General features: G+C 60.2%; 10 protein-coding genes. 9 read left to right on the top strand and 1 reads right to left on the bottom strand.

Annotation, left to right across the window (positions count from 1 at the left end):
- Positions 1 to 634: 634 nt before the first annotated feature.
- Positions 635 to 1,723: a 3-deoxy-7-phosphoheptulonate synthase gene (locus ACA057_RS12845; RefSeq protein ID WP_497348839.1), complete on the top strand. Its 1,089-nt coding sequence runs from the start codon at positions 635 to 637 to the stop codon at positions 1,721 to 1,723.
- Between the two features lie 49 nt (positions 1,724 to 1,772).
- On the opposite strand, the gene ACA057_RS12840 is transcribed toward ACA057_RS12845, so the two are convergent.
- A complete protein-coding gene (locus ACA057_RS12840) occupies positions 1,773 to 2,819 on the bottom strand; it encodes a hypothetical protein (RefSeq protein WP_497348837.1) in 1,047 nt (348 codons plus the stop codon).
- Positions 2,820 to 3,157: 338 nt separating this feature from the next.
- Between ACA057_RS12840 and ACA057_RS12835 the strand changes: the two genes are divergently transcribed.
- The 8 genes from ACA057_RS12835 to ACA057_RS12800 all read left to right on the top strand — a co-directional run bounded on the left by ACA057_RS12835 (position 3,158) and on the right by ACA057_RS12800 (position 13,319).
- Positions 3,158 to 4,039, top strand: a complete 882-nt coding sequence (locus tag ACA057_RS12835; protein WP_497348835.1) for an esterase/lipase family protein — start codon at positions 3,158 to 3,160, stop codon at positions 4,037 to 4,039.
- Positions 4,040 to 4,145: 106 nt separating this feature from the next.
- Positions 4,146 to 4,427 (top strand): peptidylprolyl isomerase, encoded by a 282-nt coding sequence (locus ACA057_RS12830; protein ID WP_059405911.1) that lies wholly within the window; start codon positions 4,146 to 4,148, stop codon positions 4,425 to 4,427.
- A gap of 132 nt (positions 4,428 to 4,559) precedes the next feature.
- Complete coding sequence (locus tag ACA057_RS12825) at positions 4,560 to 6,431, top strand: extracellular solute-binding protein (protein ID WP_497348832.1); 1,872 nt, start codon at positions 4,560 to 4,562, stop codon at positions 6,429 to 6,431.
- Positions 6,431 to 7,492 (top strand): microcin C ABC transporter permease YejB, encoded by a 1,062-nt coding sequence (locus ACA057_RS12820; RefSeq protein ID WP_401362722.1) that lies wholly within the window; start codon positions 6,431 to 6,433, stop codon positions 7,490 to 7,492. The genes ACA057_RS12825 and ACA057_RS12820 overlap by 1 nt, the downstream gene beginning before the upstream one ends.
- The gene (locus tag ACA057_RS12815; protein WP_497348830.1) at positions 7,492 to 8,514 is read left to right on the top strand and encodes an ABC transporter permease; all 1,023 of its coding nucleotides are present in this window, start codon (positions 7,492 to 7,494) and stop codon (positions 8,512 to 8,514) included. Before ACA057_RS12820 ends, ACA057_RS12815 begins: the two co-directional genes overlap by 1 nt.
- A 14-nt stretch (positions 8,515 to 8,528) precedes the next feature.
- Positions 8,529 to 10,100 carry an ABC transporter ATP-binding protein gene (locus tag ACA057_RS12810; RefSeq protein WP_497348828.1) on the top strand — a complete coding sequence of 524 codons (1,572 nt, stop codon included), beginning with the start codon at positions 8,529 to 8,531 and terminating at the stop codon, positions 10,098 to 10,100.
- Positions 10,101 to 10,224: 124 nt separating this feature from the next.
- Positions 10,225 to 11,640, top strand: coding sequence for a sigma-54 interaction domain-containing protein (locus ACA057_RS12805; protein WP_497348826.1), 1,416 nt, complete (start codon positions 10,225 to 10,227; stop codon positions 11,638 to 11,640).
- 287 nt (positions 11,641 to 11,927) lie between these two features.
- The gene (locus ACA057_RS12800; protein ID WP_497348824.1) at positions 11,928 to 13,319 is read left to right on the top strand and encodes a GntP family permease; all 1,392 of its coding nucleotides are present in this window, start codon (positions 11,928 to 11,930) and stop codon (positions 13,317 to 13,319) included.
- Positions 13,320 to 13,321: the final 2 nt, after the last annotated feature.

Genomic DNA, 13,321 nt, shown 5'->3' with positions numbered 1-13,321 from the left:
GTCCTTGTGACGGTGTACATAAGCGAAAAACCAAGTGTGTCACAACCGGCGACGCACTCAAGCGATAGAAAACACCGTCGATGATCGATAGCATTTTCTGATTGAATCCGTGTACCCGCCTCTAGTAAGCTCGGCGCATCCATCGGAGACAGACCATGTTCAACGCCCTCTCACAGCTTCGTACCGCCAGCGTCCTGCGCTCGGTTGCGGCTGCCCGGGTGAATGACGTTTGTGCTCCGGTCAGCTTTTATTTTGGGTATTGGTTTAGCCACTGGCGCGCCTGATACCCACACGGCGCCCACATAAAACGGGTCGCCACCAGAGAATTCTCAACCCCCGGTCGGCCTCCCGACCGGGGGTTTTGTTTTTTCAGCGCCCTGGATTTACCCGCATACATTTTCAGCAACAACCAGACAATTTGAGGATTCACCCCATGAACTACGCCACTTATTACCGTCACGACAGTTTTACCGCCTGGCGATTTACCAGCCTCCGCTCGGGACAGCCTGCCGCCTCCGATCGGTCACCCACAGGTGGCAAGCACACACACGCAGCCAATCCGGCCAATTGTCGAACACCCCAGTAGGGCCGAGCGCGCGGGAACGAACCCGCCGCCAGCCCAGGAAGCCCGAATATGAACTCGTCCGTCTCTGCTCTGCCGCTGTCCACCCTGAGCCCTGCCAATGAAGCGCTGACCCTGCGTCTGCCCAGCTCATTGCAACTCAAGCAGCAACTGCCACTCAGCAACGCCCTCAACCAGCAAGTCGCCGCCCACCGCCAAGCGGTTCGCGCGATCCTCAACGGTGAAGACGCCCGTCTGCTGGTCATCGTCGGCCCGTGCTCGATTCACGATCCGCAATCTGCCCTTGAATACGCCGGCAACCTTGCCCGCCTGGCCGCCGAAGTCAGCGATGAAATGCTCCTGGTCATGCGCGCCTACGTCGAAAAGCCCCGTACCACCGTCGGCTGGAAAGGCCTGGCCTACGATCCGCACCTGGATGGCAGCGACGACATGGCCGGCGGCCTGACCTTGTCCCGTGAGCTGATGCGCGAAATGCTCCGACTCGGGCTACCGATTGCCACCGAGCTGCTGCAACCGATGGCGGCCGGCTACTTCGACGATCTGCTGAGCTGGGTAGCCATTGGCGCCCGCACCACCGAATCGCAAATCCACCGGGAAATGGCCAGCGGCCTGAGCATGCCGGTCGGTTTCAAGAACGGCACCGATGGCGGCGTCGGCGTTGCCAGTGACGCCATGCGCTCGGCGGCCCATCCCCATCGTCACTTCGGTGTCGATAGCCAGGGTCATCCCGCGATCATTCAAACGCCAGGCAATGCCGACACTCACCTGGTACTGCGCGGCGGCCATCGCGGGCCGAACTACGACCGCGACAGCGTCGCCCAAGTGCACAGCGACCTGACCAAACTGAAAATCCCGGCCCGAATCATGGTCGACTGCAGCCACGCCAACAGCGGCAAAGACCCGTCGCGTCAACCAGCAGTATTCAACGACGTGCTTGAACAGCGCCTGCAAGGCGATCGATCGCTGATCGGCATGATGATCGAAAGTCATCTGTTCGAAGGTTGCCAACCGCTGAGCCCATCGCTGCGTTACGGCGTGTCGGTCACCGATGGCTGCCTTGGCTGGACCGGGACGGAAGAATTGTTGCGCCAGGCGGCGGAACGGCTGCGCGCACAAAACAGCGTTCAACAGCCAGCATGACCAACACCCACCCGACCTCAATCGAGGACGGGTGGGTGACGACCACTGGTTAAGACTGCACCTGCACCAACGTCACTTCGGAATTCTGACTGACATCGTCCAGCCGCTCCACCGAGTAGGCGACCCGGACGGTCAAGTCTCGATGCTCGCGCCAAAATCTGTAGGGCACGATAAACACCAGCGGCTGCCCGGCCATTTCCCGGGTGATGTCGCGATCATCGCGGTGACTGAAATAGTCGCAGTCGCATTTCAGGTAGACCAGTTCCCCTTCTTCCGCCTGGGCGTCATTGATGACAACGGTTACACCATCCATTGCGTCTTGCAGATCCAGCCTGCCTTCTTCGGCCTCAAGCACTTCGGGCGCCAACAAGGGGCCGCGCTGCAAAGGCCCGATCAACAATCGCGCGGGCTCCGAGTAACGGGGGGCTTGTCCGTCCTGTACCACGCAATAGCTGACGGTGGCAGTGGACCCAAGGTTCGGCGCAATGCAGTCCGGGCTTATCCAGAACGACAGGTCCCCGCCTATCGCAAAGGACTCGACGATTAACGCGTCATCGAGGCTCGCCTCGGGTGTAACACCCGCCCAAGACAACAAAACCTTGTCGCCAATCGCCATACGGGCGTAGGGCTTGAGGGTGACAAGCGCGCCTTCCACTACCCTCTCGGGATCGAGCGTGCCGCCTACGGCATCGTTAACGATTGCAGGCAGCAAGTCGGGCCTGGCATCGCCAACGTCAAGTTGCAAACGTCGGGACTGCACAGGTTCAGGCAGCCGCGCACTCTGGAGCGTGTAAAAAACCTCCAGCGAACCACCGTCGAGGGCGCCGATGTGCACGGCGGGCACGCTGAAGACGATCTCCTGGGCCACCTGCCCCTCACTGACAAAACGCGACACTTCATGCTGGTAAGCAATGCCGTCAACGTCCAGCCCCGCCCAGGACAAGCGCAATTTGTCTCCGCAGGCCATGCCCGGATAAGGCTTGACCTTGATAATGGCTTTTCTTTCAGAGGGGTCCAGCATCCCGTTTTGCGCCTGATCCAGCACGGGCATGGATTGGCTTACAACGGTTTGGGTCTCTGCTTCATGGGTAGTCATTCAAACGCTCCAGTCCTTGGAATAAACGCCACCTCGAAAGGCCGCATCGAATGAAGCCTATTGAACCCCATGGGCATGATCTGCGATGTCAGGTGAGTGCTTCGGGGCGCACGGACAAATGCCATTCGCCAGGTAGGCCATTGCTCGAAAGGGCCTGGAACTCGACGAAAAGATGTCGGGACATTCCGACCAAGACCTCATCCAGTTCCGACTTTTCATACGCTTTCTATTCCGCTTTCATCAAGTTACAGCGGATTCTTCAGACATCGCCTCAACGCCGGAGTGTTTTAGAGTGAGCCCCTGGCACACACTTCGAACTCCTGAGAAAAGGTATAAACATGCAACGGAATGCAAGCACTCACTCCCCAATCCTGTTGGTTCACGGGCTCTTCGGCTTCGATCGCATCGGCCACATCGAGCTGTTCCAGGACGTCAAACAAGCCCTGAGATGTGCCGGTGCCAGGGTGTTCGTTCCCCACCTGTCGGCTACCCATAGCAACGAAGTTCGCGGTGACCAACTGCTGGCGCAGATCGAACGGGTACTGGAAGGGACCGGTGCAAAAAAAGTCAACCTGATCGGTCACAGTCAAGGCGCACTCGCTGCGCGTTATGCGGCAGCGGTTGCGCCAGACATCGTCGCTTCGGTGACGTCGGTCAGCGGACCGAACCACGGCTCGGAACTGGCCGACTTCCTGCGCAAGGCCCTGATACCCGGACGCCTGCCGGAACATGTCGCCGAGACGGTTGCCACCTTGTTCGCCGACTTTCTGTCGTTGCTCAGCGGCAATCGAGATCTGCCGCAAAACGCCATTGCGGCGCTGAACAGCCTGACGACTGAAGGTGTAGGCGCGTTCAATGACAAATACCCCCAGGCGCTGCCAAAAAGCTGGGGTGGCAAGGGGCGTGAGCTGGTCAACGGTGTGCGCTACTACTCCTGGAGCGGCACCTTGCAGGGGAACAGCCTCGACGACGGACTCAATGCACTCGATCCGCTGCACGCTTTGTCCCGAGCCTTTTCCCGATATTTCACCACCGAAGCCGAACAGAATGACGGCATGGTCGGCCGCTACAGCTCCCACCTGGGCAAAGTGATTCGCTCCGACTATCCGATGGATCATCTGGACAGCCTCGGCCAGACAACCGGCCGGGAGCGAAAAGGTGTCGACCCGATTGAGCTGTACGTGCAACACGCCGAACGCTTGAAAAAGGCCGGTTTATAAGCAACGCCATCCTGACCACGCGATGTGGACGGAACTTTGAGGAGAAATAGACCACTGAATCCGGTAGGCTCAGCACTTTAACGAACATTGAAAGGAGTATTTTTCCATGGCTAAAGCCACTGCCCGTCACATCCTGGTTGCCAGCGAAGCCAAGTGCAACGAATTGAAGGCCCAAATCGAAGGCGGCGCCGATTTCGCCGAAGTCGCCAAAGCCAACTCTACGTGCCCTTCGAGCCGCCAGGGCGGTGATCTGGGTTCGTTCGGTCCGGGTCAGATGGTCAAGGAGTTCGACACCGTGGTCTTCAGCGCACCGCTCAACGTGGTGCAAGGCCCGGTCAAGACCCAGTTCGGTTACCACCTGCTGGAAGTGACCAGCCGTCAGGACTGATCAACGCCTGCACTTTGCATAACGGCCCGCCTTTTGGTGGGCCGTTGTGTTTCTGTTACGTATACGGCTGGCGAGGGACGCGCCGCTAGCGTACAAATTGTGGTTAACGACCACCCGGCTCTAAGGCTGACAATGCGACTGGCTTTCCCTACTTTATTGTTCACTGCCGTAGCGCTGTTATTGGGCGCCGCTGGTGTGAATGCTGCTGCACCGCAACACGCGATGACCGTGTACGGCGAACCGGCGAAGTACCCTGCCGGCTTCAGTCACTTTGCCTACACCAATCCGCAAGCCCCCAAGGGCGGCACGATGCGGCGCTCGGCGATCGAGATCGGGCACTTCGACCATATGCTGCCGTACATCGACAAGGGCATTGGCGTCACGCAGATCGACGGCCTGCTCTACTCGCCCCTGGCCCAGCGTTCGCTGGACGAGCCTTACACGGTGTATGGTCTGGTGGCGCAGCAGATGGAGCGCTCCGAGGACGGTCTGTCCCTGCGTTTCTACCTCAACCCCAAGGCCCGTTTTGCCGACGGCAAGCCGATCACCGCCGAAGACGTGCGCTACACCTTCGACTTGCTGATGACCCAGGGCAGCCTGCGTTATCGCACCCAGTTCGCCGACGTCAAAGGCGTCGAAGTGGAGTCGCCACGGACCATTCGTTTCGATTTCAAGAACAACGAAAACCGCACCCTGCCGCTGGACATCGCAACCTTGCCGGTGTTTCCCGAGCATTGGTGGAAGACCCGCGACTTCGCCGGTGGCGGCGGTTACGAACCGCCACTGGGTAGCGGCCCGTACAAAGTGGGCAAGGTCGACTCCGGGCGCAGCATCACCTTCGAACGCAACGCCGACTGGTGGGGCAAGGATTTGCCGGTGAGCCGCGGCCTCTACAATTTCGATCGTTTCAGCATTGAGTACTTCGGCGACACCGACGTGGCGCGCCAGGTGCTGCGCGGCGGTGCCTACGACTACAACCGCGAGTTTTCCGCCACCGGTTACTCCATCGGCTACGACAGTCCGGCGTTGAGCGACGGCCGCCTGCAAAAGTCCCACTTGGCAAAAGAGGCGCCACAACCGGCCCAGGGTTTTGTCTTCAACTTGCAAAACCCGATGTTCCAGGACCGCCGGGTCCGCCAGGCGCTGGTGATGCTCTGGGATTTCGAGTGGAGCAACCGGCAGATGATGCGCGACATGTACATCCGCCAGCAGAGCTTCTTTTCCAACACCGACCTCGCCGCCCGACAATTGCCGGACGCCGCCGAGCTGGCGATTCTCGACCCTTTGCGCGGGCAAATTCCCGATGAAGTCTTTACCAAGGTCTTCGAAGCCCCGAAAACCGATGGCAGCGGCCTGATTCGCGACAAACAGTTGCAGGCCCTCGACCTGCTCGAACAGGCGGGCTGGAAACCCAAAGGTGATCAACTGGTCAACGCCGAAGGCAAACCGCTGAGCTTCACGTTCCTGGTCAGCCAGAACGGCATGGACCGGTTACTGCTGCCTTATAAGCGCACCCTCAAGCAGATCGGCATCGACCTGAACATCCGCCGCATCGATTCGTCGCAGTACGTCAATCGCCTGATGAGCCGCGACTACGACATGATCGTCACCGGCTACCCGGTCACCACCTCGCCCGGCAGCGAACTACTCAATTACTTCGGCTCGGTCTCGGCCACCGATCCCGGTGCCAACAACTACATGGTGCTGAAAAACCCGGCCGTGGACACCTTGATCGCCGGGCTGATCCGCGCGACCACCCAGGCCGACATGCTGCGCTATGCCCACGCGCTGGACCGGGTGCTGCAATGGAACTACTACTGGATTCCCAACTATTACCCGCCGGGTACCTCCACCGTGTGGTGGAATCGCTTCGGCATACCGAACGTGCAGGCGAGCAATGACGAAGCCATCGAGAGCTGGTGGGAAATGAGCACCACGCCATTGACCAACCAACAGATGACCGCCGAGAAAATCCGCCGTGGCAAACCCGGAGGGCCGCACTGATGTGGGCGTATATACTGCGGCGTTTGCTGCTGATCATTCCGACGCTGGTGATCATTCTGCTGGTCAACTTCATCATCGTTCAGGCCGCGCCGGGCGGACCGGTGGAACAGGCCATCGCGCACCTGCAAGGCATTGGCGGCGCCAGTGTCGGTGGCGGTTCCAGCGAGACCATGTCCGGCACCTCACGGGCCAGTCGCGGCCTCGATCCGCAACTGATCAAGGAGATCGAAAAACAGTACGGCTTCGACAAACCGGCACCCGAACGCCTGTGGCTGATGCTCAAGAGTTACGCGCGCCTGGACTTCGGCAAGAGTTTCTTCCGTGGCGCCACCGTCACTGACCTGATTCTCGAAAAAATGCCGGTGACCATTTCCCTCGGGCTCTGGGCGACGCTGATCACTTATCTGGTGTCGATTCCCTTGGGCATCCGCAAAGCCGTGCACCACGGCAGCCACTTCGATATCTGGAGCAGCACCGCGATCATCATCGGCTACGCCATGCCGGCGTTCCTGTTTGCGATGTTCCTGATCGTGGTATTCGCCGGCGGCACTTCGCTGAACTGGTTCCCGGTGCGCGGGTTGGTCTCGGACAACTTCGACTCGCTGTCGACCGTGGGCAAAATCGCCGATTACTTCTGGCACCTGGTCCTGCCGGTGACGGCGCTGGTGATCGGTGGTTTCGCCACGCTGACTATCCTGACCAAAAACTCGTTCCTCAATGAAATCACCCGCCAGTACGTGGTCACCGCCCGTGCCAAGGGCTTGAGCGAGCGTCGAGTGTTGTACGGCCATGTGTTTCGCAATGCCATGCTGCTGGTGGTGTCGGGCATTCCCCAGGCGTTCATCAGCGTGTTTTTCGCCGGTTCGTTGCTGATCGAAGTGATTTTCTCCCTCGACGGCCTGGGTCGCATGAGTTACGAAGCGGCGGTTTCGCGGGACTATCCGGTGGTGTTCGGCTCGCTGTTCATCTTCACGCTGTTCGGCCTCCTGATAAAACTGGTTGGCGACCTGTGCTACACCCTGGTCGACCCGCGTATCGACTTCGCCGCGAGGAACGCCTGATGTTCAAGCTCTCGCCGTTAGGCCGTCGGCGTTTCGAACGCTTCAAGAAAAACCGTCGTGGCTGGTGGTCGCTGTGGTTGTTTGTCGGCCTGTTCGTGTTGTCCCTCGGCGGCGAACTGATCGCCAACGACAAGCCGCTGATCGTCAGCTACCAGGGCTCGCTGTACTTCCCGGCCCTCAAGCGCTACACCGAACAGGAGTTCGGCGGGCAGCTGCCGTTCCAGGCCGACTACCGCAGTGACTATGTGCAGAAGCTGATCAAAAAAGATGGCGGCTGGTTGCTGTTCCCGCCGATTCCTTTCAGCGACGACACACCCAACTATGACCTGAACAAACCGGCACCGAGCCCACCCTCGAAGGTGAATTGGCTGGGCACGGACGACCAGGCTCGCGACGTGTTGGCCCGGGTGATCTTCGGCGCACGGGTATCGATCCTGTTTGCCTTGATGCTGACCTTTGTCAGCGCGCTGATCGGTATCGCTGCCGGTGCGCTGCAAGGCTATTACGGCGGTTGGGTTGACCTGATCGGCCAGCGCTTGCTGGAAGTCTGGTCGGGGCTGCCGGTGCTGTACCTGCTGATCATCCTGTCGGGGTTTGTCGAGCCGAATTTCTGGTGGTTGCTGGGGATCATGGCGCTGTTTTCCTGGCTGGCCCTGGTGGACGTGGTGCGTGCCGAGTTTCTGCGCGGGCGCAACCTGGAATACGTCAAAGCGGCGCGGGCATTGGGCCTGAGCGACCGCAAAGTCATCGTGCGGCATATCCTGCCCAACGCGATGAACGCGACCCTGAGTTATCTGCCGTTCATTCTGACCGGCGCCATTTCCACGCTGACTGCACTAGACTTCCTCGGTTTCGGCATGCCCGCCGGCAGTGCCTCGCTGGGTGAGTTGATCGGTCAGGGCAAGCAAAACCTGCAAGCGCCATGGCTGGGGCTGACGGCGTTTTTCACCCTGGCGCTGATTCTTTCTTTACTGGTGTTTATCGGCGAGGCGTTGCGTGATGCCTTTGACCCACGATCATGACGCGGACTGTTGATATGACTAACCTGATCGAAATCCGTGACCTCAGCGTGGCCTTCAACGGCCAGGCCGTGGTGCGCAAGCTGTGCCTGGACATCCGCCCGGGCGAATGCCTGGCGCTGGTGGGCGAGTCGGGTTCCGGCAAATCGGTGACCGCCCACTCGATCCTGCAACTGCTGCCCGAGACCGGCACCGAAACCACCGGCAGCATTCGCTATCGCGGCAAGGAACTGGTGGGTGCCGAGGCCAAGGTGCTGCGCGAGTTGCGCGGCAACCGGATCGCGATGATCTTTCAGGAGCCGATGACCTCCCTCAATCCGCTGCACAGCATCGAAAAGCAGATCGGCGAAACGCTGCTGCTGCACAAGGGCCTGGCCGGTAAAGCGGCGCAGGCGCGAATTCTCGAATTACTGCACCTGGTGGGCATTCAGAAACCCAAGGAACGCCTCAAGGCCTATCCCCATCAATTGTCCGGTGGTCAGCGCCAACGGGTGATGATCGCCATGGCCCTGGCCTGCGAGCCGGAGTTGCTGATCGCCGACGAACCGACCACGGCGCTGGACGTGACGGTGCAGCGCAAGATCCTGCTGTTGCTCAAATCCCTGCAGCAGCGGCTCGGCATGTCGCTGCTGCTGATCAGTCACGACCTCAATCTGGTGCGCAGCATCGCCCAACGGGTGTGCGTGATGAAGGCCGGGGAAATCGTCGAGCAGGCGCCTTGCGAGGTACTGTTTACGGAGCCGAAACACCCTTACAGCTGCGTGCTGCTGAACGCCGAGCCAGAAGGTGAAGCCCTGCCCCGGGACGAACGCGAAAACGTGCTGGAAGTGGACAATTTGCGGGTGCAGTTCGCCCTCGGTGGCGGGTTGTTCCAGCGCAAGACCTACCTGACGGCCGTGGACGGTATCAGCCTGAACATCCAGCGCGGCAAAACGTTGGGCATCGTCGGCGAATCCGGTTCCGGCAAGTCGACGCTGGGTCAGGCGATCCTGCGTTTGCTCGATTCCGAAGGCCGCATTCGTTTTCAGGGTGCGGCGCTGGACGGCTTGACGCAAAAGCAGTTGCGGCCGTGGCGCAAGAAGATGCAGGTGGTGTTCCAGGACCCGTTCGGCAGCCTCAGCCCACGAATGTCCGTGGCACAGATCATCAGTGAAGGCCTTGAGGTGCATAGCCAGTTAACCGCTGACGAGTGCAAGGCTGAAGTGATTCGGGCACTCGAAGAAGTCGGCCTCGACCCGCAAAGCCGCCATCGTTACCCTCACGAGTTCTCTGGCGGCCAGCGCCAACGCATCGCCATCGCTCGGGCGCTGGTGTTGAAACCGGCGCTGATCCTGCTCGACGAACCGACCTCGGCGCTGGATCGCACGGTGCAAAAACAAGTGGTCGCCCTGCTCCGCCAGCTTCAGGAAAAACACGGCCTCACGTACCTGTTTATCAGTCACGATCTGGCGGTGGTGCGCGCCCTGGCTCACGACATGATCGTGATCAAGGACGGCAAAGTGGTGGAACGCGGCGCCAGTCACGACGTATTCGATTCGCCGCAGCATCCGTACACCAAAGAGCTGTTGGCGGCGGCGCATCCAGCGTAGGCCATTGAACCGAGTCGCGGCCTTCGCGGGCAAGCCTCGCTCCTACAAATCACCTCGACCCGTAGGAGCGAGGCTTGCCCGCGAAGGCGCCCGCACCAGCAACAAACAATCAGGATCAGCCTCCATGAACACCACCGAAAGCCTCAAGGACTACCAGCGCGTTCGCCTGCTGGCGATCCGTTCGTTGTTCGAGATCATTGAGCAGTCGAGTGAAGGCACGGTGATTGTCGATCGTGATGCCAATATCGTCTGGATGAACGAACGCTATGCCCGGCGCTTCGGCCTGGAGTCGGCCGAAGTGGCGATCGGCAAGGCTTGCGAAAGCGTGATCCCCGGCAGTCTGTTGCGTGAGGTGGTGCGCACCGGCCGGCCCATTTTGCTCGACATGCAGGACACCTCCAAAGAACCGCTGGTGGTCATGCGCCTGCCGATTCACGACGATGCCGGCGTGGTGATCGGCGCCATCGGTTTTGCGCTGTTCGACGAATTGCGCAGCCTGTCGCCGATGCTCAAGCGCTACATGAGCATGCAGGAAGAACTGGCGTCCACCCGCTCGCTGCTGCGCTCGCGGCAGACCAAATACAACTTCGCCCACTTCATTGGCACCAGCGCCGCCAGCCTGGAAGTCAAACGCCGCGCCCGACGCAGTGCCAGCGCCGAATCGCCGGTGTTGCTGCTCGGTGAAACCGGCACCGGCAAGGAACTGTTGGCCCAGGCGATCCACGGCGCTTCGCCACGCGCGCACAAAGCCTTTGTCAGCATCAACAGCGCGGCGATTCCCGAGTCGCTGCTGGAAGCGGAATTCTTCGGCACGGCCCCGGGCGCGTTTACCGGCGCGGACCGCAAGGGCCGGGTGGGCAAGTTGCAGATTGCCCAGGGCGGTACGTTGTTCCTCGATGAAATCGGCGACATGCCGCTGCCCTTGCAAAGCAAACTGCTGCGGGTTTTGCAGGAAAAGGAATTCGAGCCGGTGGGCTCCAATGAAGTGATTCAGAGCGACGTGCGCGTGATTGCCGCAACCTCTACTGATCTGGAGGCGGCGATCAAACGCGGCGAATTTCGCGCCGACTTGTATTACCGCCTCAACGTGTTGCCGATCCAGGTACCGCCGCTGCGCGATCGCCTCGACGACCTGCCAGCACTCAGTGAAGCGATTCTTGAGGAACTGCGCAGCCAGCATGAACTGAACCGCGAAGCCCTGGACCTGCTGGGCCAACACGCCTGGCCGGGGAATATTCGTGAATTGCGAAATGTGCTGGAGCGGGCGGCGTTGCTCAGTGATGACCTGATGTTGAACGCGGGGGATATTCGTGCGGCGATTGGTACGTTTACCCCGGTGGAGCGTGTGGCGCCCCTGAATGTCGAGCCGGTTGCGCATGAAACGTTCAGTGAGGCGCGGGAGCGGTTTGATCGGCAGCTGATTGAATCGGCCTTGGCGCAATGCGGGGGGAAGGTGATTGAAGCGGCGGCGCGGTTGGGGCTGGGGCGGTCGACGTTGTACAAGAAGATGGTGGCGTTGGGGATTGCCGAGTCTCCGTAAAGAGACATTAATCTCCATTGGCAGACAGGCCATTCGCGAGCAAGCCCGCTCCCACATTTCTACCGAGTCGTGCAGAAGAATGCGGTCAAATGTGGGAGCGGTCTTGCTCGCGAAGAGGCGATCCCTATCCATGCAAGTCTCACAACAGAGACAAATTTCCTAAAATCAACCTGAATAAATAAAAATATCCTTATATTTCAACATGTTGCATGCATGGCACGAATCTCGCTAAAGCCCCCACCCACAACAGATCCACCCTACAAAAATAACAATCCAGGAGACACACCATGAGTGTGATCATTGCCTTGGCAGCACTCACGCTGCTAATGCTCGCGGCTTACCGTGGCTACAGCGTTATCCTTTTTGCCCCGATTGCCGCCCTCGGCGCCGTGCTGCTCACCGACCCTTCCGCCGTCGCCCCTGCGTTTACCGGGGTGTTCATGGAGAAAATGGTCGGCTTCATCAAACTGTATTTCCCGGTGTTCCTGCTCGGTGCGGTGTTCGGCAAGCTGATTGAGCTGTCCGGTTTCTCGCGCTCGATTGTCGCGGCGGCGATTCGCCTGCTCGGCACCCGTCAGGCGATGCTAGTGATCGTGCTGGTCTGCGCCCTGCTCACCTACGGCGGCGTGTCGTTGTTTGTGGTGGTGTTCGCGGTCTACCCGTTTGCCGCGGAAATGTTCCGCCAGAGCAACATCCCCAAACGCCTGATCCCGGCGACCATTGCCCTCGGCGCGTTCTCGTTCACCATGGACGCCCTGCCCGGCACCCCGCAAATCCAGAACATCATCCCCAGCACCTTCTTCAACACCACCGCTTGGGCGGCGCCGTGGCTGGGCTTGATCGGGGCGATTTTCGTGTTCTGCGCCGGCATGCTGTTTCTCCAGCGTCAGCGCAACAAGGCTCAGCGCGCCGGCGAAGGGTATGGCACCGAACTGCGCAACGAGCCGGAAACCGCTGCGGATATCAAGCTGCCGAACCCGTGGATTGCAGTGTCGCCACTGCTGGCCGTCGGCATCATGAACCTGCTGTTCACCCAGTGGATTCCTCAGTGGTACGGCAAGACCCACAGCCTCGCGCTGCCGGGCATGGCCGCGCCGGTGACCACCGAAATCGCCAAACTCACGGCGATCTGGGCCGTTCAAGCCGCGTTGCTGGTCGGCATTCTCATGGTGCTGGCGTTCGGCTTCAAGGCGATTCGCGGCAAGCTCGCCGAAGGCAGCAGAAGTGCGGTCAGCGGCGCGTTGCTGGCGGCGATGAACACCGCGTCGGAATACGGCTTTGGTGCGGTGATCGCTTCCCTGCCGGGCTTCCTGGTACTGGCCGACTGGCTCAAGAGCATTCCCAATCCGCTGGTCAACGAAGCGATTACCGTGACCCTGCTGGCCGGCATCACCGGTTCTGCCTCGGGCGGCATGAGCATCGCCCTGGCGGCCATGGCCAATGACTTCATCGCCGCAGCGCATGCCGCCAACATCCCGCTTGAAGTGCTGCACCGGGTTGCCTCGATGGCCAGTGGCGGCATGGACACCCTGCCGCACAACGGCGCGGTGATTACCTTGCTGGCGGTCACCGGCCTGACCCATCGCGAGGCCTACAAAGACATTTTCTGTATTACGCTGATCAAGACCCTGGCGGTCTTTGTGGTGATCGGTACTTTCTACGCCACTGGCATTGTGTGAGG

This window comes from Pseudomonas sp. LBUM1661 (genome assembly GCF_059695925.1).
The sequence above is the reverse complement of the archived record's forward strand: the minus strand, read 5'-3'. Positions and strand labels throughout refer to the sequence as shown.